The following is a 21,389-nucleotide window of genomic DNA, read 5'->3' on the forward strand; positions in this document are numbered from 1 at the left end:
GGCTGCCCGTGGCACCTGCCGGGCATGTGGATTGCCGTTGCAAGCGTGGATCCGCTTGACAGCAGTTGTTCAACCCTGTGAGGAGCCATTCCATGATCAATTTTCTTCTGTGGCTCGTGGCCGGTGGGGTGCTGGGCACGATGGCCAACTTCGTCATGCTCACCCACGGCAGTCATGGCCTCTTTGCCAGTTCGATCGTGGGCAGCTTCGGTGCGGCACTCGGGGGCTGGTTCCTGTCGCCCATGGTGGGCCTGGCTGACATCAGCCAGCGCGAGTTCAGCGGGGGCGCGCTTCTGGCCGCCCTGGTGGGCGCCATCGTGCTGCTGTCCTTCTTCAATGTGTTTCGCCCGGGCCCTGCGCGATGAACCGATTCAAGGATGCCGCCGCCACTTCACCCCAGGGTGAGCGCCCGCCTGCGTCACTGGGCGCGTTGTTCGGAGGCTTGCTCGGCGAGTTGCCAGGCCTCGTCAGCGACCGCGTGGAGCTGCTGTCTCTGGAACTGCAGCGCGCGGGCCTGTCCCTGCTGCACATCGCATGCCTGGGCGTGGCGCTGACGGTGCTGGGCCTGGCGGGCTGGCTGATCGTGTGGGCGCTGGTGCTGATCGGCCTCGTGGCGGCCGGTTTGTCGTGGGCGGTTGCACTGGGCGTTGCGCTGCTGGTCCATGGGGCACTGGGTGGGTGGGCGGTGAATCGCATCCGCCGTTTGCTCCCCACGCTCGGATTGCCAGCCACCCGCCGCCAGCTGATGTTCAGGGCCCCGATGCCGTTCGAAGAAGCACCTGATGAAGAACCCCATGTCCCCCACACCGCACACTGAGTCGTCGCCCGCTCCAGAAATGAGTGGCCTGCCGGAGGGCATGGATGCTCTGGCTTTCGAGATCGCGCGGGTGGAACGCCGTCTGATCGCGCGAGAAGTGGGCATCCAGAACCGTTTGCAGGCCATCCGGCAAGGAGCGCGGTCTGCGATTCGACCCCGGCGATCCATGGTGCCTTGGGCTGGCGTGCTGTTGATGCTGTGGCCTCTGCTGCCGCGTTTTCTTCGGCCCCGTTTGAGCCCCGCCTCGACCATCACCCTGCTCGGCATGGCTGCGCCGGTGGCCAGGCGCCTGATGACGAACCATCCCCCAGGTCCCGCCACTGTGCCGCATCTGGACCTGGTGCGCTACATGGGACAGTGGCATGAAGTGGCCTGCCTTTCGTGTCGCCGTGAGTCCGCCGGCACGGGGCTGTCCACTACCCATCTGGCGCTGGCTTTGCAGCCGGATGGAAAGCACTGGATCACCGTACGCCACCAGGCGCCTTCGCTCACAGGCCGCGTGCGTGAATCCCATGGCGTGGCGCGCGTCGTGCCCGGCAGCGGGGGAGCCCGCTGGAAGCACAGTGGTCTGCCGGGCTGGATGCGCTGGTGGCCAGGCGCGTGGGACGACCATTGGGTCCTGCATGTCGACGCCGACTACACCGAGGCGCTGGTGGGTGAGCCGGGACGGCGCCATCTCCGGGTGTTGTCGCGAGATGGCGTCATGGCGCCAGCGCGTTTGCAATCCTTGCTCGATCTGGCGCAAGCACAGGGCTACGACATCCAGGGAATGCATTCGCGCCCGTTCGCCTTGCGCTGAATTTCGGCAGTATTTGCAGCAAGACTTGCTCTCTCTCCCTTGCTGTCGGCATGCGCGCCACGCATCTGCGCATTTTTTGACCTCCAGAACGGTTCGGAAGGAGCGCGCGTGCCCCTGGAAGTGGGCATGTGTGTGGATTTGTGTCCGCATCGCTGATGCGGCACGGCCTGTGCATTGAAGTGGGTTTGAGGCAATCGCGATGTGCGGTCAGACCTCTTCAATGTCCTGGAGGAGATCGACATGATGCAGATGGAAGCGCGAACCGAGCAGCGCCAGAACCAGACCCTTTCACCCCGGCTCCAGCACGCCGTTCGTTTGCTGCAGATGTCGTCGCTGGACTTCGGCACCGTGGTGCGCGATGTGCTGGGCCGAAATCCTTTTCTGGAGAGCGAAGAGGGCATGGAGGACGAAGAGGCCGACCTCGCGCAAGCTGGTGACGACAGGGTCGAGCGGGCCGACGACATCGATGACGGCGACAGCATGGAAGGTGCCCACGAAGCTGACCGCGAACTCTGGCTCGGCGATGGCTTCGCACCTTCACGGCAGTCCCACGACGGCGATGTGTCCGCACTGGATTTCATGGTGGCAGAGAGTTCCCTGAACGCACACCTGCACGTTCAGCTCAGCACCTTGCCCTTGTGCCCGCGCGACCTGGCCCTTGCACGCGCCGTGGTCGAGTCGCTCGACGACGATGGCTATCTTCGGACGCCCCTGTGCGAGCTGCTCGACTGGGCAGGCCTCGAGCCGGCTGCCTCACTGGAAGAAATGCAGATTGCCTTGAAGCTGGTGCAATCGCTGGAGCCAGCCGGTGTCGGCGCTCGCGATGTCGCCGAGTGCCTGGCGCTGCAACTGGGCAGCATCGAATGCCCGCGCCAGCGCTCGATGGCGAGCACGATCGTGTTGCGGCATCTGGACAGTCTGGCCGCGCGCGATGTGCCTGCCCTCGCGCGCGCGCTCGGCGAGTCGGTAGCCGATATCGAAGCCGTGTGCGATCGGATTCGCCGCCTCGATCCCCGACCCGGCTGGCGTCTCTCGCCCTCCAGAGTGAACTACATCGTGCCCGATGTGATCGTGAAGAAAGACCGGGGTGCGTGGAGCGCGAGGCTCAATTCCACCATCGTTCCCAGGGTGCGGATCAATGAAGACTACGCCCGCCTGTTTCAGCAGCACCGTTGCGCCGAGCACGCCGAAATGGGCGCGCATCTGCAGGAAGCTCGCTGGACCCTGCGCAACGTCGAGCAGCGTTTTTCGACCATCCTGGACGTTTCCCAGGCCATCGTGAGGCGCCAGCGCCACTTCTTCGAGTACGGCGCCATGGCGATGAAACCGTTGGGCCTGAAGGAGATTGCCGACGAGGTGGGTGTCCACGAATCGACCGTGTCACGCGTCACCAACAACAAGTACATGGCCACGCCCAGCGGTGTGTACGAACTCAAGCATTTCTTTTCCCGTGCCATGGTCAGCGCGAATGGCAAGGCCTGCTCCGGCACCGCCATCCGGGGCCTGATCCACGACATCATCGAATCGGAATCGGCGGACAGTCCGCTGTCCGACGCGCAGATCACCCGTCAGCTCGCCCAGCAGGGCCTGACTGTGGCCCGGCGCACGGTCACGAAGTACCGCCAGATGCTGCGCATCGAGCCGGTGGACCGGCGGCGTCGCCACGACTAGGGCCTGTGTGAACAGCCGCTAGCGCAGTTCACCGGGCCGCGAGGCCTGAAACTCCTCGTAGGACTCGCCGATCAACCGCACCAGGTCTTGCGGGTCCACGGGTTTGAGCAGGTGGTGGTCGAAACCGGCGGCCTGGGCTGCTTCCAGGTCGGAAGCCTGTCCCCAACCAGTGATGGCGACCAGATGGATGCCCTGCGTGGTCATGCCCGCGCGGAGCTGGCGGGCCACTTCGTAGCCGTCCAGTTTGGGCATGCCGATGTCGAGCAGGGCGATGTCCGGCACGTGCTCGCGGGCCGTGTCCACGGCGGCTGCGCCGTCGTGAACCACGTCGACCGTGTGACCGTTCGCGATCAGGATCTCGGCGAAGCTTTCCGTGAGGTCGACGTTGTCGTCGGCGATGAGGATGTGCAGAGGCCGCAACGCCGGCAGGCGCGTGGAGACCGGTGCAGGGCTCGCGGTGCTCTCCGGCCCGTCCTTCTGGAGCAGTGGCAGGCGAACCGTGAAGCAGGAACCCTGGTTCAGCCCCTCGCTGCTCATGGTCAGGACACCGTTGTGCAGCAGGATGATCTGCCGCGCCAGGGTGAGTCCCACGCCCAGGCCCGCGTTGCCGCGCTGCAGTGTCTTGTCGGCCTGTTCGAACAGGTCGAAGATGCGCTCCTGCATCTCCGGCTCCACGCCGATGCCGGTGTCGGCAATGGACACTTCCACCCATGGGCCGCGCTCGGCCAGTGTGATGTCCACGCGGCCGCCTCGCAAGGTGTAGCGACAGGCGTTGCTCAGCAGGTTGGAAAATACCTGCGTGAGGCGAATGGCGTCGCCATGCACGTGCAGCGACACGGGAGGCAACTGGAGCGAGAGTGCCAGGCCCTGCTGGGTGGCGAGCGCCTGCGCGCCTTCGATGATGGTCTTGAGCAGCTCGCCGACGTTCAGCGTTTCGTTGTCCAGCGAGAGCTTGCCCGTGGTGACGCGCGAGGCATCCAGCAGGTCGTTGACCAGGCGCACGATGTGGCGAAGCTGGCGCTCCAGCACCACGAGCGCCTTGTCGCGAGTCTGCGCTGAGGCCTCAGGCATCTGCAGCAGCGCGACCGCACTCGTCATGGGCGAGAGCGGGTTGCGCAATTCGTGCGCGAGCGTGGCCAGGAACTCGTCTTTCTGTCGATCGGCCTGGCGCAACTCCTGCTCGACGCCCTGGCGTGTGACCATCTCGTGTTCCAGCTCCGAGGTGCGTGTCTCGCATTCCGACAGCATGCGGTTGAACGCATCGACCAGCACGCCCACATCCTTGTAGTCGGTGGCCGGTGCACGCAACGACCAGTTGTGGCTGCCGATCACGTCGCGCGCCACCTCGGTCATCTTCTCCAGCGGCGCGGTGATGCGGCGCTGCAGGTGCACGAAGAGGTAAAACGCGGCGGTCAGGCTGACCGCGCCCACAGCCAGAACGATCAGGGCGAAAGCCGCCAGGCGCTGCCACACTTCGTGCTCTGCCTTGAGGTAGAGCAGGCCCAGCCACTCGCCATCGCGTTCGATGGCCTGCGTCATCTCCAGCGTCGAGCCACTGTAGCGTGGCCCCCAGGTCGGGACGCCCGGCGGCACGCGCGCGAGGAGCGCGCCGCCGGAGGGGGTGTGCGAAGCAATCAGGGCGCCGTCGAGGCCGTAGACGGCGGCCGCTCGAATGCGCGGCTGGTTGCGCAGCAGGGCAAGGTTGTCGCGCGCGACCTTGGCGTCGCGGAACTCCACCGCGGCGGCGGTGGATCGGGCAATCAGGTCGGCCTGCGCACGCAGGTCGGCAATGGCCGCACTGCGGTAGACGGAGAGTTCGTAGGTGATGAGTGCGCCCGCGCTGAGCAGGATCGCCAGGAACGTCGTGAGCATCGCGGCGCGCGTGAGTTGCTGGCGCAGCGAGGTGGTTTTCACCGTTGGCCTCCCACGACGCGATCGGCCACTTCCAGCAGGCGCACACTCAGCTTGACGCCGACTTCAGCGGCCGCCGGAATGGAGGCCTCGAAGCGCATGCGCTGGTCGACCTGGATCAAGCCCAGCGTGGCACCACGCGCCACACCATCGGGAGCGTTGGTGGCCAGCACCACATCACGGGCCTTCGAGGCAGCAATCCAGTCCGACAGGCGATCCCAGGCCTCCCGACCGATGTAGGCCAGATGCACACCGCTGAGTTGTTCAGGTCGTTGTACCGGCTGCACCTGCACCGGCCGACCCTGAACGACTTTGCCTGCGAGCGTGCGCGACAGGGTTGCCAGCGTCTGGTCGGCACCGGCGATGCCCACCACGATGGCAGAAGTCGGCAGCGCAAAGGCGCCTGAAGGCCATTCGATGTAACCGATGAACCTCTGCAAATGAAGGGCCTCCTGCTCCTCGGCATTGAAATCGCTGGCGTGCACCAGTGAAGTCGTGAGCGCCACGCTCAACATGCCCACCATGAGCGATGCAACCCGCCGCCAGGGGGGTCGAGGGAAAGAGGGCAAACGCCGTGCCAGCCACATGTTGATTTCTCCCGATTCGATTCGTCCGGTCGAGATATAGGCCAAAAGCATGCAATCGGCATGAGCTGGCTCGCTTCCGGCCGTGGTGCGAGTTGCGGACCCGGAACAAGCGGGCACTTTAGCAGCCATATCGCCGGCTTTATGTCAGAACTGTCCGGCACAATTTGTGCGTCTCCCATCCCTCACTCCAACCACCGAGCGCGCATGGCCGAAGCTGTTCCCGCCGCCCAACCCGATCCGGTGGGTGCCACGACATCCATGCTTCCTGACTTGCCCCTGCCTTTCGAGGCAATGTTCATGGCTTCGCCAATCGCGGCCTCCGTGTCACGCCTGAGCGATGGCCGTCTGGTGGCCGTCAATGACGCCTGGGTGGTGCTTACCGGCACGCGGCGCGAGGATGCCATTGGCCGCACGACGGTGGAGATCGGCCACTGGCCCAGCGACGACGAGCGCGACCGCTATGTGGGCCAGCTGCCATCGGCCGATCCCTTGCACTACTTGCGCCTGCGTGACGGTATCAAGCACCGGGTTCGCTTGCATACCACGGTGCTGGAGGCGCTGCCCGAGCCTCTGGCGCTGGTGTACCTCACCGAGGCCACACGCGAGTACGAGGCCGAGGAAGCCCGCGCCCAGAGCGAGGCCGCGCTGCGCCGTGCCAATGTGGAGCTTCAGCAGCAGGTGGAGTTGCATGCCGCGATCGAGAAGACGGCGGGCGTGGGGCACTGGACCAACGCCGAGAACGACGACGAGGTGGTCTGGTCGCTCGGGCTCTACGAGATTGCGGGCATCGAACCGAAAAACCGCATCCGTCGCAACGAAGGGCGCGGCGGTATTCACCCCGACGACAAGCCGGCCTGGCTGGCCGCACGCGCCGCGCTGGACGGTCGCGAAGTGGAGTTCCGCTGGATGCGGCCGGATGGCCAGCAGCGCTGGTTTCGCACCCGGATTGGTCAGACCACCGTGGCCGGCAATCCGCAGACCGACTTTGGTGTGGTGCAGGACATCACGGCCGAGCGCGAGGCGACCGAGCGCCTGGCCGAGCAATTCAAGCTGCTGCAGAACATCGCGGCCCGGGTGCCCGGCATGATGTACCAGGCGCGCCGGCTGCCCGATGGCCGCAGCGTGATCACCTATGTGAACGACGCGGCGCGCGAGATGCTGGAGGTGGAGCCTCTGGCGCTGCAGAGCGACGCACGCATTCTTTTCGAACGGGTGCACGCGGACGACCGTCCATCCGTGATCCAGTCGCTGGAGATTTCCGCGCGGCATCTCACATCGTGGCGCCAGACCTACCGCGTTCAACTGCCCAGCGGCACCATCCGCTGGTACAGGGTGGAGGCGGTGCCGCGGGCCGAGTCCGACGGCTCGGTGGTCTGGCATGGCTTCACCACCGATGTGACGCAGGCCCGCATGGCGGACCAGAAGCTCGAGCGCCAGCACCGCATGCTCGAAGCCGTGCGGCTGGCGCAGGCGGTCTACATCGAGGCCGACGACAAGCGCCGCGCCTTCGAAGGACTCCTGACGGCCTTCCTGAGCGTGACCGGCAGCACGTACGGTTTCGTGGGGGAAGTGCTCTACGACGGACAGGACCAGCCTTACCTGAGGACGCACGCCATCACCAACATCGCGTGGGACGAGATGTCGCGGCGCATGTACGAGGACCAGATGGATGCCGGCATGGCGTTTCGCAACCTGCACACGCTGTTCGGCCACGCGATGGTGACCGGTGAGCCGGTGATCGCCAACGATCCGCGCCACGATCCGCGCGCCGGAGGAACGCCTGAAGGCCACTCACCCATGCATGCGTTTCTCGGCATCCCCCTGTCGGTGGGTGATCGCCTGGTCGCCATGGTCGGACTGGCCAACCAGCCCGAGGGCTACAGCAGCGAGGACATCGATTTTCTGCAACCCCTGCTGGGTGCGGTGCGCCAACTGGTGCTGGCCTGGCGCGGCCATGCCGAACGCCGACGGACACGCCAGGACCTGGAGGCCACCAGCCGCCTGCTGGCCGAGAAGAGCGCCGCGTTGCAGGTCACGCTGGACAGCATCAGCCAGGGCCTGACCAAGGTCGATGCCAGCGGCCGCATCCTGATCTACAACCAGCGCGTGCTCGAGTTGCTGGACCTGCCAGAGGAACTGCTGCGCGGGCGGCCGTCCAGCGAAGACATCGTGAAGTTCCAGCGCGAGCGAGGCGACTTTGGCGACGGCATGCGACTCGTGGAGCCCGAGGCGCACAGCTACCTGAGCCAGCCCGGTGACGTGGAGTCGCCTGGCAACTACTGGCGCAAGACGCGCGATGGTCGCACGCTGGACATCCGCTCGCGCCCGCTGCCCGATGGCGGGCTGGTGCGCACCTTTACCGACGTGAGTTCCTACTTCGAGGCGCAGGAAGCCCTGCGCGAGCAGCGCCAGCGCCTGGCCTGGGTGCTGGAGGCCACGCGACCGGGCATTTGGGAGACCAACCTGGCCGAAAACACGCTCACGGTGAATGAACGCTGGGCCGAGATGCTGGGCTACACCTTGCATGAACTGCAGCCCATGCGCTACGAGTCCTGGGAGGCGCTGGTGCACCCGGAAGACTTGCGGCGTGCGGACGAGATCCGCGATGGACATCTGGAGGGCCGCCTGCCGTACTACGAGTGCGACATCCGCATGCGCCACAAGCAGGGCCATTGGGTGTGGATCAACACACGCGGGCGCGTTCACCAGCGCGATGACCAGGACCGTGCGCTCTTCATGTCGGGCACGCACATCGACATCTCGGAACGCGTGGCCGCACAGGAGCAGGTGCGCGCGCTCAACGCCAGCCTGGAGCAGCGCGTGAGCGAGCGCACCGCGGCGCTCGAGCGTTCCATGCGCGACATGGAGGCCATCTCGTACTCCATCGCGCACGACCTGCGCGCGCCGCTTCGCTCGGTCAATGGCTTCGCGGCCATCGTGCGAGAGGAGGAGGCCGAACGCCTGAGCGCCAGCGGGCGGGAGATGTTCGAGCGCATCGTCCGCTCAGCGCGAAACATGGGCCAGATGCTGACCGACATGCTGGAACTGCTTCGCGTGGTGCGTGTGGAGCTGGACGCCGTGCCGGTGGACATGCTCGAGCTGGCGCATTCGGTTGCAGAGGTGCTCTCGCCCTCGATGCCACAGGCCCGCATCGATGTCGGCGCGCTGCCACACGCGCTGGGCGACGCGACCTTGCTGCGCCAGGTGTTCTCCAATCTGATGGACAACGCACTGAAGTACTCGCGTCACCAGCCGATTCCTCACCTGGTGACGGGCTTCGATGCCATCCAGCGCGCTTACTTTGTGCGCGACAACGGCATGGGCTTTGACATGGCACACACCGAGAAGCTGTTCGGCCTGTTCCAGCGCCTGCATCCGGGCAGCGAGGTGCCGGGCATGGGCGTGGGGTTGGCGATCGTGGCGCGCATCATCGAGCGCCATGGCGGCCGCATCTGGGCCGAGTCGGCGCCCGGCAAGGGCGCGACCTTCTTCTTCCAGTTACCTCAGGCCTGAGGCTCGGCGTCGTCTCCGGCTGCATCTGCGGCCGCTGCTTCGCGCGCAGCGTCTTTCCTGGCCTGGCGCACCGCCGCCTTGTCACCTGCGCTGGCGAACTTGCTGTATTTGCCCGTCAGGCCCACGAGCTGACCATAGATCTTGGGGTTGGCGGCCAGGCATTCCTTCTGTTCCAGGAAGTCGGACTCACCGGTGAAGTTGCCGATCAGGCCACCGGCCTCGGTGACGAGCAACGCACCAGCGGCCACATCCCAGGGCGAGAGACCCATCTCGAAGAAACCGTCGGTGAAGCCGGCCGCCACATAGGCCAGGTCCAGCGCGGCCGAACCCGGGCGGCGCAGGCCGGCCACGCGCGGCATCACGTCGCCAAACAGCTGCAGGTAAGTCTGGAAGGAGTCGCCCGGGCGGAAGGGGAAGCCGGTGGAGAGCAGGCAATCGCGCAGCGTGGTGCGCTTGGCCACGCGCACGCGGCGGTCGTTCATGTAAGCGCCGCGCCCGCGCGTGGCGCAGAAAAGGTCGTTGCGCGAGGGGTCGTAAACGACGGCCTGTTCGATCCGGTTGCCCACCATGAGCGCGATGCTCACGCAGTAGACCGGGAAGCCGTGAATGAAATTGGTGGTGCCGTCCAGCGGATCGATGATCCAGACATGGTCTGCGCCGCCGTGTTTGCCCGGGCGTCTGCCCGATTCCTCGGCCCAGATGGCGTGGTCGGGATAGGCGGTGAGCAGGGTGTCGATGATGGCGGCCTCGGCGGCCTGGTCGACCTCGGTCACGAAATCGTTGGTCTGTTTGACCGAGACCCGGACCGACTCCACGTCCAGCGCGGCGCGGTTGATGAGGGTGCCAGCGGTGCGTGCGGCCTTGATGGCCACGTTGAGCATGGGGTGGAGTGTGGACGACATGAATTGTGGACCTCGGCGCACCGCAAAGGCGGGCGCAACAGGGATGAGCGGGAGGGAAGGCCCGGCGATGCGGGCGGCGACAATAGCCGGGATTTTACCGTCCCAGGCCTTTGCAGCATGCGCACCCGTTTTGTCCTCATCCAGACCAGCCACGCCGGCAATGTGGGCGGCGTGGCCCGAGCCATGAAGGTCATGGGTTTCGACGACCTCGTGCTGGTGCAGCCGCGTTGGGCCAATGTGCTGCGCCGCGAGGAAACCATCCAGCGCGCGAGCGGCGCCAACGACGTGCTGGCCAAGGCCCGCATCGTCGACACCCTGGACGAGGCGCTGGACGGCATGAGCCACCTGTGCGCCACCGCCATGACCCCGCGCGACTTCGGTCCACCCACGCGCGCGCCGCGCGAGCATTTCACCGGCCTGATGGCGGCGGGCGATCCGCCCGAGGGCGTGGCCTTCCTGTTCGGCTCCGAACGCTTCGGCATGCGCAACGAGGACGTCTACCGTTGCCACGTGGCGCTCTCCATTCCCACGGCGCCCGATTTCGGCTCGCTCAATCTGGCCGCAGCGGTTCAACTGATTGCCTACGACTGGCGCCAGGCGCTGGGCGGTTTTGATGCGCCAGCGGTGTTGCCCGAGCGACCGCAAGCGGATGCCCGGGCCTTGTCCGGCATGCTGGAGCATCTGGAGCAGGCGCTGGTGGCGGTGGACTTCCTGGATCCTGCCGCGCCCAAGAAACTCATGCCCCGCCTCAACCAGCTTTTCAACCGAGCCGCGCCCAGCGAAGAGGAAATCCACATTCTTCGAGGTGTCGCCAAGGCCATGCTGCAGGCCGCCGAGCGCGGCAAGGGCTAGACTCTGCGCCATGTTTGCCCGCCTTCGCTCCGACATCCAGTGCATCCTTGACCGCGACCCGGCCGCACGCGGTACCTGGGAGGTGATCACCTGCTATCCCGGATTGCACGCGGTGTGGTTGCACCGGCCGGCGCACTGGTGCTGGACGCACGGCCTCAAATGGCCGGGGCGCTTCATCTCGCACCTCTCGCGCTGTTTCACCGGCATCGAGATCCATCCCGGTGCCAAGCTGGGTGAGCGCGTGTTCTTCGACCACGCGATGGGCGTGGTGGTGGGCGAAACCGCCGAGATCGGCGACGGCTGCACCATCTACCAGGGCGTCACGCTGGGCGGCACTTCGCTCTACAAGGGCACCAAGCGCCATCCCACCCTGGGCAAGGATGTGGTGGTGAGCGCTGGCGCCAAGGTGCTGGGCGGATTCCTGGTGGGCGATGGCGCCAAGATCGGCAGCAACGCGGTGGTGATCAAGCCGGTGCCGGCCGGTGCCACGGCTGTCGGCATCCCCGCGCGCATCATTCCCAGCAAGACCGGCGAGAGCGCCGATGTGACCGAACAGGGCCAGAAGTTCCAGGCCTACGGCATCACGCAGGAAGACGACCCGCTGTCGCAGGCCATGCGCGGCCTGATCGACAGCACCGCCAGCCAGGAACACCAGATCGCGCTGTTGTGGCAGGCGATCGAGAAACTGGCCGGTCCACGCGATGGGGATTGCGTGCCGAGCGATGCGGCGCGCGAAGAGTGCTTCGAGGCCGAGAAGCTGAACCAGCTCGTGGGGAAGTAGGGCTCAGTGGTGATGGCCGTGCGCGCCATGCGCGTGGCCGTGGGCAATCTCTTCCGCTGAGGCTGCTTTCACATCGATCACGTTCAGCGTGAACGTGATGTCTTCCCCCGCCAGCGGGTGGTTGCCGTCGAGCAGCACCTTGTCCCCCTTGATCTTGGTCACCGTGAAGATCTGGCGGCGTCCCTGCTCGTCGCTGCCTTCGAGCTGGCCACCCACTTTCACACCGGGCGGGAAGTCCTTCTTCGAGATGCTGGTCACCAGGCTCTCGTCGCGCTCGCCAAACGCCAGCGAAGGTTGCAGCTTCACAGTGGTGTTGAAGCCCTTTTCCTGACCTTCGAGGGCCATCTCGACGCCCGGCAGCGTATTGCCATAGCCGCCGTGCAGGTAGGCGCGCGGCTCCTTGCCGTCTTCGAGCACTTTGCCGCTGGAGTCCACGGCGCGGAAGGTGAGGGTGACGATGGTGTCTTTGGTGATCTTCATGGCGTTCTCTGGAAGGAAAGGTTCAGCGCACGGGGCGCACGGCGGACTTCGGGCGGAAGGCCTTGCAGACTTCGTCGTTCGTCTCGAGATAGGGCCCACCGATCAGGTCGATGCAGTAGGGCACGGCGGCAAAGATGCCGTTGATGCGCTGGGTGCCGTCGGCATTCTTCAAGCCTTCCAGCGTCTCGGCAATCGCCTTGGGCTGGCCAGGCAGGTTGATGATGAGGCTCTGGCCGCGCACCACCGCGACCTGGCGCGAGAGAATGGCCGTGGGCACGAAGGCCAGGCTGATCTGGCGCATCTGCTCGCCAAAGCCGGGCATCTCCTTGTGCGCCACGGCCAGCGTGGCCTCCGGCGTCACGTCGCGCAGGGCGGGGCCGGTGCCACCGGTGGTCAACACCAGCGAGCAACCCGCATCCACCAGCTCGACCAGCGTGGCGCTGATGCGCTCGGTCTCGTCGGGAATCAGGCGCGGTTCGAAGGTGATGGGGTTCTTCAACGCGCGCGTGAGCCAGTCCTGCAGGGCGGGCAAGCCCTTGTCTTCATAGACACCGCTGCTGGCGCGGTCGCTGATGGAGACGATGCCGATGCGCACCGGATCGGCTGAGGCGCTGGATGGGTGGTCGGTCATGGTTGTTCGTCGTCGTCTTCGGAGGCACCGGCTTCGTCGCTGCCATCCTGGTTCAAGGCGGCCTTCACCGCCTGGAAGATCTCGCGGTAGGCTTTGCCGTGGCGCACAGCCTCGCCGGGGCGCTCCTGAGCCTGGGTGGTCTGCGCGTCCTTGCGTGCCTGGCGGATCAGTGCGCGCAGGTGTTGCGCGTCGGCGCCTGGGTCCAACTGCAGCCAGTGTGTGAGCGCTTCGTCGTCGGCGATCAACCGGTCGCGCCATTGCTCGGCCTGGTGCAATGAAAGCGTGCTCTTGGCGGAACCCTTGTTCTGCTCGTCGAGCGCGGCTTCCACTGCGGCGAGCGTGTCTTCGTCCACGCCACGCATGAGCTTGCCGATGTACTGCATCTGGCGGCGGCGACCTTCGAAATTGGTGATGCGCCTGGCCTCGGCCACCGCGTCCTGGAGTTTCTCGGAGAGATCGAGTTTCTGCATCAGATCCGCGCGCAGGGTGAGCAGGCTCTCGCCCAGCTGCTGCAGACGGTCGCTGTATTTCTTCAGGTCGGTCTTGCTCATCTCCGCCGAACCCTTGAGCTCGCGCTTGAGCTCCTGGTCCAGCTCGCTGCCGAGGGCGACGAACTGGCCACGGACGAAATAGCCTTTGGTGGGTTTGCGGGACATGTGGATCGTGAAATGGGCATCTGCGCGGATGGCAGCGGCCAGGAGGAGCGGCAAGTATCATAGCCGTCGACATGAAAAACCCCTCCCAAGCCCCCGGTTCCGGCCCCGCCGCCGACCCCAGCACCCCCCTCACCGGTTTCCAGTACGCCCGCAGCCAGTTCGAGGAACTGATCGACCTAGCGCTTTCGCACGCGAAACAACTCGGCGCGGTCGACGCCGCGGCCGAGGTCTCTGAAGGTGCCGGGCTCAGTGTTTCGGTGCGCAAGGGTGAGCTGGAGAACGTGGAACGCAACCGCGACAAATCGCTGGGCGTCACGGTCTACCTGGGCCAGAAGCGTGGCAACGCCTCCACCTCGGATTTCTCCGCCGCCGCCGTCCGCCAGACGGTGCAGGCCGCCTACGACATTGCCCGCTTCACCGCCGAAGACCCCATGGCTGGCCTGCCCGATGCGGTGGACGTGGCCGATGCGTACACCGACCTGGATCTGTTCCACCCGTGGTCGATCAACTCGGAAGAAGCCGCGCGCATTGCGCTTGCATGCGAAGCGGCGGCGTTCGCCACCAGCAGAAAGATCAACAACAGCGAAGGCGCCGGTGTGTCGGCACAGCAGTCGCACTTCTTCGCAGCGCACCTGCGTGGCGGCGAACGCGGCAAGCCCGGCATCTTCAGCGGTGGCTACGCCAGTTCGCGCCACAGCCTTTCGGTGGCGCCCATTGCCGGCAAGGGCGCCAACATGCAGCGCGACTACTGGTACAGCTCCATGCGCGCGCCGCAAGATCTGGCCACGCCCGAGGCGGTGGGACGCTACGCGGCAGAGCGAACACTCGCGCGCCTGAATGGCCGCAAGATCGCCACCACCGAATGCCCGGTGCTGTTCGAGTCGCCCCTGGCCGCTGGTCTGCTGGGCAGCTATGTGCAGGCCACCAGCGGCGGCGCGCTCTACCGCAACACCACCTTCCTGCACGACAGCCTGGGCAAGCGCGTGCTGGCGAAGCACCTCGACATCGCGGAAGACCCGCACGTGCGCAACGGCAAGGGCAGTTCGCCTTTCGACGACGAGGGCGTGCGCACCACGAAGCGCAAGGTGGTGTCGGCCGGGCGCGTGCAGGGCTACTTTCTGTCCACCTATTCGGCGCGCAAGCTCGGCATGCGCACCACCGGCAATGCCGGTGGCTCGCACAACCTCAAGCTCACCAGTCGCCTCACGCAGCCGGGCGACGACCTGCGCGCCATGTTCCGGAAACTGGGGCGCGGCCTTTTCGTCACCGAACTCATGGGCCAGGGCGTGAACTACGTGACGGGCGACTACTCGCGCGGGGCTTCCGGCTTCTGGGTGGAGAACGGCGAGATTGCCTACCCGGTGCACGAGATCACCATTGCCGGCAACCTGAAAGACATGCTGCTGGGCATCGAGGCGGTGGGTGCGGATGCCTACAACTACGGTGCAAAAACCACCGGTTCCATCCTCGTCAACCGGATGAAGGTTGCCGGAAGTTGACAGCCCCCACGCTCCACCGCTGCGCGGGTCGCTGCCCCCCGTGGGGGCTGGGCCGCCTTGGGAGCGGCCCGGCGTCGGCCAGATGCTCACGCGCATAGATTTCGATGCGCCCCGAAGCCTTGGCCCTGCTCGCCGCCGCCTGCTGGGCCGTGGCGGCGCTGTTCTCGGCCCCGGCTTCGCAGCGCCTGGGGGCGTTCACCTTCAGCCGCTGGCGCATGCTGTTCGCCAGCCTCATTCTCTGGAGCATTGCCCTGGTCACTGGTGGCTGGCGCAGCCTGGATGCATCGGCCTTCGGCCTGCTCGCGGTTTCCGGCCTGATCGGCATCTTCATCGGCGACACCGCGCTCTTTGCCTGCATGAACCGCCTGGGGCCACGTCGCTCGGGCGTGTTGTTCGCCACGCACGCGCTGTTCTCGGCGGTGCTGGCCTGGCTCTTTCTCGGCGAAAGCCTCTGGGGTTGGGCATTGATGGGCAGCGGCCTGCTGGTGGGCGGCGTGATGCTCGCCATCGTCTGGGGCCGGCGGGGCGACGAGCAGCACGGCTGGGAGCAGACGCGAGGTCGGCTGGCGGTGGGCGTCGCGCTGGGACTGCTTGCAGCGCTTTGTCAGTCGGTTGCCACGCTCATGCTCAAACCGCTCATGACCACCGGTATTGATGCGGTGGCCGGCTCAGCCATGCGCATGAGCATGGCCCTGCTGGCTCATGGGTTGCTGCTGGCCACCGGCTGGGCCGGTGCCCGTTCGCTGGCGCCGATGCGCTGGAAGGATGCCGCCCTGATCTTCGGCAGCGCGGCCGTGGCCATGGCACTGGGCATGACGCTGATCCTGCAGGCCATGAAGCATGGGCAGGCGGGTCTGGTGGCCGTGCTGTCGTCCGTCACGCCGATCCTGATCCTGCCGGTGCTGTGGATCGTTTACCGGCGGCGTCCGGCGGCCGGCGCCTGGCTGGGGGCGGTGCTGGCGGTGGCAGGCACCGCGCTCATCCTTTCCTAGCCCGCAAGAGCCGCCTTGACGGCAGCAGAGACCTGCCCCATGTCGGCCTTGCCCGCCAGACGCGATTTCACCGCGCCCATCACCTTGCCCATGTCGCCAGGGCCTGCCGCACCAAGCTCGGCCACGATGGCTTTCACTTCGGCGGCCACCTCGTCGGCCGACAGGCGTGCCGGCAGGTAGCCCTGGAGCACTTTCATCTCGGCAGCTTCCTTGTCCACCAGATCCTGGCGCGCGGCCTTGGTGAAGGCTTCGATGCTGTCCTTGCGCTGCTTGACCAGCTTGTCCACGATGGCAATCACCATGGTGTCGTCCAGTTCCACGCGCTCGTCCACTTCCTTCTGCTTCATGGCGGCGGTGAGCAGGCGGATGGTGCCCAGGCGCTCGCTGTCCTTGGCGCGCATGGCGGCCTTCATGTCTTCGGTGATCTGTTCCTTGAGGCTCATGGGAAGCTCCTGATTGAGAAAGAGGCGTCAACAAAAAAGCCCGCTTGAGCGTCCTCCAGCGGGCTTTGGGGCAGCCAGGCAAAGAGCCCGGCGGCGCTGGTTCAGTACAGCTTCTTGGGCAACTGCATGGAGCGCACACGCTTGTAGTGGCGCTTGACGGCCGCTGCCTTCTTGCGCTTGCGCTCGGCGGTGGGCTTTTCGTAGAACTCGCGGGCGCGCAGATCGGTCAGCAGGCCGAGCTTTTCGATGGTGCGCTTGAAACGGCGCAGGGCGACGTCGAAGGGCTCGTTGTCTTTAACACGGATGGTCGTCATGGGCGAAAGATGTCCAGAATGCGCGGAAAGAGGATGGTCGGGAAGATCGGGCCCGAGCGTCGTTTCCGCAAAATGTCCCGTCATTAACTAGTATTGGCCGACGGGGATTTGCCAGCAAAGCCAAGCATTATAGCCATTTCGCCATAGTCGGCAAGCCAGGGCCTGCGGCGCCCGTCGACCCATCCCGGCTGCTGGCGTGCATTCTGGAGCGCAACCGACATGAACCATCCCGACCTCCTGGTCAGTCTTTCCAACGGCATTCTGAGCGTCATGTTCAATCGACCGAAAAAGCTCAATGCGATCAACAACGGCATGGCACGGAGTCTGCTGCAGGTGATCAAAGGTGCTGCCGCCGATGCCAGCGTGCGCGTGCTGTTGTTGCGCGGGGCCGGTCGTGCCTTCTGCGCGGGTCGCGATGTGGGTGCACCGCCCACCGAAAACGACCTCGTGCTGGTGCAGGGCGTCGCCCAGGCACTGGTGTCGTTGCCCAAACCCGTCGTTGTCGCCGTGCACGGCTGGACGCTGGGGGCCGGGCTGGAATGGATGCTCGACTGCGATGTGGTGATCGCGGCAAGCACCACCCGATTCCGTTTGCCGGAAGCCTCGCTCGGCGTCTTCGTCACCGGCGGTCTCACTGCCACACTCACCGCCAGCGCTGGCCTCATGCGGGCCAAGTCGTTGATGTTGCTGGGCGACGAATTCAGTGCATCGCAGGCGCATGCCTGGGGCCTCGTTTCAGATGTGGTCGAGGCAGGCGAGCTGGAGGCCGCCGCGCAACGAATCTGCGAACGCCTGGCGTCTCTCTCGCCAGAGGTGAGCAGCCAATTCAAGAAGGTGCTGAACGAAGTGGGCATGGGTGCATTCACGCAGGCGATTTCCCTGGAGAACGCGGCCCAGTGTTCACTGGGTGCCCACTGAAGACGCGGCGCCCTGGTTGAAGGTGCCGGCGACCAGCTCGGTGAAGGTGCGTTGCTCGCGCAGGATGAAGCGCTGGCGGCGTGCAGTCTCGAAGTTCGCTCGTCCTTCGTCGTCGGCACGCAGGCGTGTGCGGTAGGCCTCGTAGGCTGCCAGGCTGTCGAACGCGATCAGGCCCCAGGCCTCGTCATTGGTGCCTTCACTGGGCAGGAAATAACCAATCAGGTGGCCGCCGCAACGCGGGATGATGCGGCCCCAGTTTTCGGCGTAAGTGCGGAAGGCCTCGACCTGGAAGGGGTCGAGCTCGTAGCGGATGAAACAGGTGATGGTCATGCGGGGTTTTCCTCAAGGGTGGGGTGGGCAAGGGATGTGCGCGGCCTGGCGTCCGCTCCACAGGAGCGCCAGCGCCAGCAGTTGCAGGGCCGCCGCAGCGCCGAAGAACAGGGCCGTGCCCTGGCCGGCGGCCAGCAGCAGGGCAAACGCCATGGGGGCCAGCGCATACAGGGCCTGTGAGAGCGCCACGATGAGCGCGACCACGCGGGCCACGTCTTGCGCGGCGAAATCGGTTTGCACCACCAGCGGTGGCAGCGAAGTGGTGTTGCCGATGCCGGCGCCGAACAGCACGATGCCGGCCCATAACAGCGGCCCGTGACCGGGCGCGGCCAGTAGCACGAGTGAGCCGGCCATCTGCGCAGCCCAGCTTGCGCAGGCCACGCCGCGCCGGTCGGCCGCGAACGGCATGGACCACGCGGACAGTGTGCGCCCGCCGATGGCGCAGGCCGTGGCCAGCGCCATCGCCCAGCCGGCGCCCTGCGGTCCCAGGCGTGGCGAGAGCAGCGAGTACAGGTGCGTGAGGAGACCAATCTGGGCAAACAGCGCCAGTGCCATGGCCGCCGCCAGCGTCTGGAAGCGGCGGTTGGTCCACAGGGTGTGTCCGGGCAGCGGGGGCCAGGAGGGCGGCAGCGACGCACGGTGACTGGGTGCGCCGGGGGGCTTGCCATCGGGCGACTGGCCCAGTGCGGGGGGCGTGACGGCCAGCGCGTGGCGGACCAACCACCCTACGACGGCCACCATGCACACGCCCACGGCCCATGCCGCCTGGGCAAAGCCCATGTGCGCGATCAAGGTGCCCCACAAGGGCGAGAACACCACGCCACCGATGCTGGCGCCGTTGTAGGCCCGTGAGAGGGCGGCGGGGCGGTGGTGCGTGAACCAGGGCGAAACCATGGCGTTGATGCCGGCTGCGCCGAGGGGGACCCAGCCACCGCCGCTGAGCAAGGCCGCGGCGAACAACTGCCAGGGCTGGCTGGCGTGGGCCCAACCGGCCACGCCCAGTGCCAGGGCCACTGCGCCCGTCAGTGTGGTTGCTGGAATGCCCCAGCGGGTGTGCATGCGCGGCAGGCAGGCCACGACGACGGCGCCCCAGAGAAAGTGCGCGGTCACCGCCCCCGACACCAAGGCCAGCGGCCAGCCTGTGCGCGAAACCACGGCGTACAGAAAGATGGGCGGGCCATAGAACCCCACGCCCCAGCCGAACAGGGCCAGCACGAAGGCGGCGCGTACCACGACGGTGCCGTGAAAGGCGCTGGCGGCAGGGGCGATCGGGCGGGTCCACATCGTCAGCATGGTGTTCCGCGCCGCCGCCGCGATGCTTCGTCGTGGAGCGAAGCATCGCGGCTCGCGCATGCCGCACACTCGGGCCATGAACACCAACCGCATCGCGCACGTCGCCGCGCTCGTCGGCGAGCCCACGCGCACAGCCATGCTGATGGCGCTGATGGATGGGCGGGCGTTGACCGCGCGCGAGCTGGCCGATGCGGCGCGCATCACGCCCGCCACCGCCAGCCGCCACCTCGCCTTGCTGGTGGAAGCTTCGCTGCTGAGCGTGGCGCACCAAGGCCGGCATCGCTATCACCGCCTGGCCTCGCCAGAAGTGGCCCGCGTGCTGGAAGGCCTGATGCAGCTGTCCACGCTGGCTCCACCGGTGGTGGGCCCGCGCAACGCTTCACTGCGCACCGCGCGCACCTGCTACGACCATCTGGCCGGCCGGCTGGGCGTGGCCATTGCCGGTCATTTGCTGGACGCAGGCGCGGTGGTGTTCGATGATGAGGCTCTCACGGCACACGTCACCGACGGCGTGCCTGCGGCCCTGCAGGGCCTGGGGCTGGAGACAGGCTTCGCGCTGGCCGGCAATCCCCACAAGCGCCCGCCGTGCCGTCCTTGCCTGGACTGGAGTGAACGGCGCATGCACCTGGCGGGTCGACTGGGCGCGCTGATCTGCCACCACTGTCTGGAGCGGGGCTGGTTGCTGCGCGGGCAGGGCACGCGCGCACTCACCATCACCCCGCCGGGTGCACTGGCCCTGCGCGACTGGATGGGCACCGCGCGCTGGCGCAGCGTGCTCGGGGACTAAGGGGCGGGCAGGGCCTGCGCACAGGCGTGGGCACTGGCCCAGGCCCACTGGAAGTTGTAGCCACCCAGCCAGCCGGTCACATCCACCACTTCGCCAATGAAGTACAGCCCGGGCTGCTTCGACTCCATCGTCTGCGACGAGAGGTCTCGCGTGTCCACTCCGCCGAGCGTGACTTCCGCCTTGCGGTAGCCCTCGGTGCCGGTGGGGGTGATTTCCCAGCGCGAGAGGCGCTCGGCCAGCCGGGCCAGGGCTTTGTCGGACGCTTCGGCCACCGGGCGCTGCCAGTCGGTGTCCTGCTGCACCCAGGCTTCGGCCAGGCGGCTGGGCACCAGCGCGGCGAGTTCGTTGGCCAGCAGCTTGCGCGACGTCGCCTTGGCGCGTGCGAGCGCTGCGGGCAGTTCGATGTCGGGCGCCAGATCGAGGCGAATCGGTGTGCCTTCACGCCAGTAGCTGGAAATCTGCAGCACCGCTGGCCCGGAGAGACCCCGGTGCGTGAACAGCAGGTCTTCCAGAAAAACCATGCGGGATTTCTTTTCACCCGTTTCGATGCGCACAGGCAAGGAGAGACCCGACAGGCCGGCGTACGGTGCCCAGCCGTCGCCATCGAAGGTCATGGGCACCAGGCCTGGGCGCGTTTCCACCAACCGCAGACCGAACTGCTTCGCAATGCGGTAGCCGAAGTCGGTGGCGCCGATCTTGGGGATGGACAGGCCACCGGTGGCCACCACCACCGTGCGGCTGTGCACGGTGCCTTGATCGGTGTCGAGCTCGTAAATGCCATCACCGGCCCAGCGCACGGCCTTCACGCCGCAAGGCTGCCAGCGTTGCACGCCGCCCGTCTCGCACTCGCGCAGCAGCATCTGGATCAGGTCTTCGGCCGAGCGGTCACAGAAAAGCTGACCCTTGTGCTTTTCGTGAAAGGCGATGCCGTGGCGCTGCACGAGCTCGATGAAATCGGCCGGTGTGTAGCGCGAGAGGGCGGAGCGGCAGAAGTGCGGGTTCGCACCGAGAAAGTGCTTGTGCGGCGCCTGTGGGTCGAGCTCGCGGTTGGTGAAGTTGGCCCGCCCGCCGCCCGAGATGCGGACCTTCTCGGCCACTTTCTCGCTGTGGTCGAGCACCAGCACGCGCAGGCCGCGTTGCCCGGCGATGCCGGCACAGAACAGGCCAGCCGCGCCCGCGCCGATCACCACGGCGTCCCAGGTATCGCTCACCC

Annotated in this window: 22 protein-coding genes; 11 read left to right on the top strand and 11 right to left on the bottom strand. The window is 66.5% G+C overall.

Going from position 1 to position 21,389, the window contains the following annotated elements; translation table 11 throughout:
• The first annotated feature begins 92 nt into the window (after positions 1–92).
• From ACTIF6_RS10630 to rpoN, 4 genes are all read left to right on the top strand, one after another.
• Complete coding sequence (locus tag ACTIF6_RS10630; protein WP_439587948.1) at positions 93–365, top strand: GlsB/YeaQ/YmgE family stress response membrane protein; 273 nt, start codon at positions 93–95, stop codon at positions 363–365.
• Positions 362–817: a phage holin family protein gene (locus ACTIF6_RS10635; RefSeq protein WP_439587949.1), complete on the top strand. Its 456-nt coding sequence runs from the start codon at positions 362–364 to the stop codon at positions 815–817. Before ACTIF6_RS10630 ends, ACTIF6_RS10635 begins: the two co-directional genes overlap by 4 nt.
• Positions 795–1,616: a lipocalin family protein gene (locus tag ACTIF6_RS10640; protein WP_439587950.1), complete on the top strand. Its 822-nt coding sequence runs from the start codon at positions 795–797 to the stop codon at positions 1,614–1,616. Before ACTIF6_RS10635 ends, ACTIF6_RS10640 begins: the two co-directional genes overlap by 23 nt.
• 240 nt (positions 1,617–1,856) lie before the next feature.
• Positions 1,857–3,287 (top strand): RNA polymerase factor sigma-54, encoded by a 1,431-nt coding sequence (gene rpoN / locus ACTIF6_RS10645; RefSeq protein WP_439587951.1) that lies wholly within the window; start codon positions 1,857–1,859, stop codon positions 3,285–3,287.
• A gap of 18 nt (positions 3,288–3,305) precedes the next feature.
• On the opposite strand, the gene ACTIF6_RS10650 is transcribed toward rpoN, so the two are convergent.
• Complete coding sequence (locus tag ACTIF6_RS10650) at positions 3,306–5,201, bottom strand: ATP-binding protein (RefSeq protein WP_439587952.1); 1,896 nt, start codon at positions 5,199–5,201, stop codon at positions 3,306–3,308.
• Positions 5,198–5,722: a YfiR family protein gene (locus ACTIF6_RS10655; RefSeq protein WP_439587953.1), complete on the bottom strand. Its 525-nt coding sequence runs from the start codon at positions 5,720–5,722 to the stop codon at positions 5,198–5,200. The genes ACTIF6_RS10650 and ACTIF6_RS10655 overlap by 4 nt, the downstream gene beginning before the upstream one ends.
• 360 nt (positions 5,723–6,082) lie before the next feature.
• Here ACTIF6_RS10655 and ACTIF6_RS10660 point away from each other — a divergent pair, with 360 nt between their 5' ends.
• Positions 6,083–9,298: a PAS domain-containing protein gene (locus tag ACTIF6_RS10660; RefSeq protein ID WP_439587954.1), complete on the top strand. Its 3,216-nt coding sequence runs from the start codon at positions 6,083–6,085 to the stop codon at positions 9,296–9,298.
• Here the strand turns inward: ACTIF6_RS10660 and ACTIF6_RS10665 are convergent.
• The gene (locus ACTIF6_RS10665) at positions 9,289–10,200 is read right to left on the bottom strand and encodes an inositol monophosphatase family protein (RefSeq protein WP_439587955.1); all 912 of its coding nucleotides are present in this window, start codon (positions 10,198–10,200) and stop codon (positions 9,289–9,291) included. The two genes, ACTIF6_RS10660 and ACTIF6_RS10665, sit on opposite strands and share 10 nt — an antisense overlap.
• Positions 10,201–10,317: 117 nt before the next feature.
• On the opposite strand from ACTIF6_RS10665, the gene ACTIF6_RS10670 reads away from it, so the two are divergent.
• Together ACTIF6_RS10670 and cysE are read left to right on the top strand one after the other, a co-directional pair.
• The gene (locus ACTIF6_RS10670) at positions 10,318–11,052 is read left to right on the top strand and encodes an RNA methyltransferase (RefSeq protein WP_439587956.1); all 735 of its coding nucleotides are present in this window, start codon (positions 10,318–10,320) and stop codon (positions 11,050–11,052) included.
• A 10-nt stretch (positions 11,053–11,062) separates the two neighbouring features.
• Positions 11,063–11,833, top strand: coding sequence for a serine O-acetyltransferase (cysE, locus tag ACTIF6_RS10675; protein ID WP_439587957.1), 771 nt, complete (start codon positions 11,063–11,065; stop codon positions 11,831–11,833).
• Between the two features lie 3 nt (positions 11,834–11,836).
• Here cysE and ACTIF6_RS10680 read toward each other — a convergent pair whose 3' ends face one another.
• From ACTIF6_RS10680 to yjgA, 3 genes are read right to left on the bottom strand one after another with little or no spacing between them, the layout of a single operon-like run.
• Complete coding sequence (locus ACTIF6_RS10680) at positions 11,837–12,313, bottom strand: FKBP-type peptidyl-prolyl cis-trans isomerase (protein ID WP_439587958.1); 477 nt, start codon at positions 12,311–12,313, stop codon at positions 11,837–11,839.
• Between the two features lie 22 nt (positions 12,314–12,335).
• A complete protein-coding gene (gene mog / locus ACTIF6_RS10685; protein ID WP_439587959.1) occupies positions 12,336–12,944 on the bottom strand; it encodes a molybdopterin adenylyltransferase in 609 nt (202 codons plus the stop codon).
• Positions 12,941–13,600 carry a ribosome biogenesis factor YjgA gene (gene yjgA, locus ACTIF6_RS10690; protein WP_439587960.1) on the bottom strand — a complete coding sequence of 220 codons (660 nt, stop codon included), beginning with the start codon at positions 13,598–13,600 and terminating at the stop codon, positions 12,941–12,943. The genes mog and yjgA overlap by 4 nt, the downstream gene beginning before the upstream one ends.
• A 71-nt stretch (positions 13,601–13,671) precedes the next feature.
• Here yjgA and pmbA point away from each other — a divergent pair, with 71 nt between their 5' ends.
• Entirely contained in the window at positions 13,672–15,099 is a 1,428-nt protein-coding gene (pmbA, locus tag ACTIF6_RS10695) for a metalloprotease PmbA (RefSeq protein WP_439587961.1), read from the top strand.
• 104 nt (positions 15,100–15,203) lie between these two features.
• Entirely contained in the window at positions 15,204–16,091 is an 888-nt protein-coding gene (locus tag ACTIF6_RS10700; protein ID WP_439587962.1) for a DMT family transporter, read from the top strand.
• Here ACTIF6_RS10700 and ACTIF6_RS10705 read toward each other — a convergent pair.
• Together ACTIF6_RS10705 and rpsU are read right to left on the bottom strand one after the other, a co-directional pair.
• Entirely contained in the window at positions 16,088–16,534 is a 447-nt protein-coding gene (locus ACTIF6_RS10705; RefSeq protein WP_439587963.1) for a GatB/YqeY domain-containing protein, read from the bottom strand. The genes ACTIF6_RS10700 and ACTIF6_RS10705 overlap by 4 nt on opposite strands.
• 101 nt (positions 16,535–16,635) lie before the next feature.
• Positions 16,636–16,848 (bottom strand): 30S ribosomal protein S21, encoded by a 213-nt coding sequence (rpsU, locus tag ACTIF6_RS10710; RefSeq protein ID WP_056273869.1) that lies wholly within the window; start codon positions 16,846–16,848, stop codon positions 16,636–16,638.
• 219 nt (positions 16,849–17,067) lie between these two features.
• On the opposite strand from rpsU, the gene ACTIF6_RS10715 reads away from it, so the two are divergent.
• Positions 17,068–17,766: an enoyl-CoA hydratase/isomerase family protein gene (locus tag ACTIF6_RS10715; RefSeq protein WP_439587964.1), complete on the top strand. Its 699-nt coding sequence runs from the start codon at positions 17,068–17,070 to the stop codon at positions 17,764–17,766.
• On the opposite strand, the gene ACTIF6_RS10720 is transcribed toward ACTIF6_RS10715, so the two are convergent.
• Both ACTIF6_RS10720 and ACTIF6_RS10725 read right to left on the bottom strand, forming a co-directional pair.
• Positions 17,749–18,096, bottom strand: coding sequence for an NIPSNAP family protein (locus ACTIF6_RS10720; protein ID WP_439587965.1), 348 nt, complete (start codon positions 18,094–18,096; stop codon positions 17,749–17,751). The two genes, ACTIF6_RS10715 and ACTIF6_RS10720, sit on opposite strands and share 18 nt — an antisense overlap.
• A gap of 12 nt (positions 18,097–18,108) precedes the next feature.
• Entirely contained in the window at positions 18,109–19,380 is a 1,272-nt protein-coding gene (locus ACTIF6_RS10725) for an MFS transporter (RefSeq protein WP_439588033.1), read from the bottom strand.
• Between the two features lie 85 nt (positions 19,381–19,465).
• On the opposite strand from ACTIF6_RS10725, the gene ACTIF6_RS10730 reads away from it, so the two are divergent.
• Entirely contained in the window at positions 19,466–20,176 is a 711-nt protein-coding gene (locus ACTIF6_RS10730) for an ArsR/SmtB family transcription factor (protein WP_439587966.1), read from the top strand.
• Here the strand turns inward: ACTIF6_RS10730 and ACTIF6_RS10735 are convergent.
• A complete protein-coding gene (locus ACTIF6_RS10735; RefSeq protein ID WP_439587967.1) occupies positions 20,173–21,387 on the bottom strand; it encodes an NAD(P)/FAD-dependent oxidoreductase in 1,215 nt (404 codons plus the stop codon). The genes ACTIF6_RS10730 and ACTIF6_RS10735 overlap by 4 nt on opposite strands.
• Between the last annotated feature and the right edge of the window lie 2 nt (positions 21,388–21,389).

Origin of the sequence: Hydrogenophaga sp. (assembly GCF_051860785.1) — a bacterium.
Taxonomy (GTDB): domain Bacteria; phylum Pseudomonadota; class Gammaproteobacteria; order Burkholderiales; family Burkholderiaceae_C; genus Hydrogenophaga.

What these genes read in the sequence shown, in the direction of transcription:
- ACTIF6_RS10630 (WP_439587948.1), top strand. Translation starts at nt 93, where the DNA reads ATGATCAATTTTCTTCTGTGGCTCGTGGCCGGTGGGGTGCTGGGCACG.
- ACTIF6_RS10635 (WP_439587949.1), top strand. Translation starts at nt 362, where the DNA reads ATGAACCGATTCAAGGATGCCGCCGCCACTTCACCCCAGGGTGAGCGC.
- ACTIF6_RS10640 (WP_439587950.1), top strand. Translation starts at nt 795, where the DNA reads ATGTCCCCCACACCGCACACTGAGTCGTCGCCCGCTCCAGAAATGAGT.
- rpoN (WP_439587951.1), top strand. Translation starts at nt 1,857, where the DNA reads ATGATGCAGATGGAAGCGCGAACCGAGCAGCGCCAGAACCAGACCCTT.
- ACTIF6_RS10655 (WP_439587953.1), bottom strand. Translation starts at nt 5,722, where the DNA reads ATGGTGGGCATGTTGAGCGTGGCGCTCACGACTTCACTGGTGCACGCC.
- ACTIF6_RS10660 (WP_439587954.1), top strand. Translation starts at nt 6,083, where the DNA reads ATGGCTTCGCCAATCGCGGCCTCCGTGTCACGCCTGAGCGATGGCCGT.
- ACTIF6_RS10665 (WP_439587955.1), bottom strand. Translation starts at nt 10,200, where the DNA reads ATGTCGTCCACACTCCACCCCATGCTCAACGTGGCCATCAAGGCCGCA.
- ACTIF6_RS10670 (WP_439587956.1), top strand. Translation starts at nt 10,318, where the DNA reads ATGCGCACCCGTTTTGTCCTCATCCAGACCAGCCACGCCGGCAATGTG.
- cysE (WP_439587957.1), top strand. Translation starts at nt 11,063, where the DNA reads ATGTTTGCCCGCCTTCGCTCCGACATCCAGTGCATCCTTGACCGCGAC.
- ACTIF6_RS10680 (WP_439587958.1), bottom strand. Translation starts at nt 12,313, where the DNA reads ATGAAGATCACCAAAGACACCATCGTCACCCTCACCTTCCGCGCCGTG.
- mog (WP_439587959.1), bottom strand. Translation starts at nt 12,944, where the DNA reads ATGACCGACCACCCATCCAGCGCCTCAGCCGATCCGGTGCGCATCGGC.
- yjgA (WP_439587960.1), bottom strand. Translation starts at nt 13,600, where the DNA reads ATGTCCCGCAAACCCACCAAAGGCTATTTCGTCCGTGGCCAGTTCGTC.
- pmbA (WP_439587961.1), top strand. Translation starts at nt 13,672, where the DNA reads ATGAAAAACCCCTCCCAAGCCCCCGGTTCCGGCCCCGCCGCCGACCCC.
- ACTIF6_RS10700 (WP_439587962.1), top strand. Translation starts at nt 15,204, where the DNA reads ATGCGCCCCGAAGCCTTGGCCCTGCTCGCCGCCGCCTGCTGGGCCGTG.
- ACTIF6_RS10705 (WP_439587963.1), bottom strand. Translation starts at nt 16,534, where the DNA reads ATGAGCCTCAAGGAACAGATCACCGAAGACATGAAGGCCGCCATGCGC.
- rpsU (WP_056273869.1), bottom strand. Translation starts at nt 16,848, where the DNA reads ATGACGACCATCCGTGTTAAAGACAACGAGCCCTTCGACGTCGCCCTG.
- ACTIF6_RS10715 (WP_439587964.1), top strand. Translation starts at nt 17,068, where the DNA reads ATGAACCATCCCGACCTCCTGGTCAGTCTTTCCAACGGCATTCTGAGC.
- ACTIF6_RS10720 (WP_439587965.1), bottom strand. Translation starts at nt 18,096, where the DNA reads ATGACCATCACCTGTTTCATCCGCTACGAGCTCGACCCCTTCCAGGTC.
- ACTIF6_RS10725 (WP_439588033.1), bottom strand. Translation starts at nt 19,380, where the DNA reads ATGTGGACCCGCCCGATCGCCCCTGCCGCCAGCGCCTTTCACGGCACC.
- ACTIF6_RS10730 (WP_439587966.1), top strand. Translation starts at nt 19,466, where the DNA reads ATGAACACCAACCGCATCGCGCACGTCGCCGCGCTCGTCGGCGAGCCC.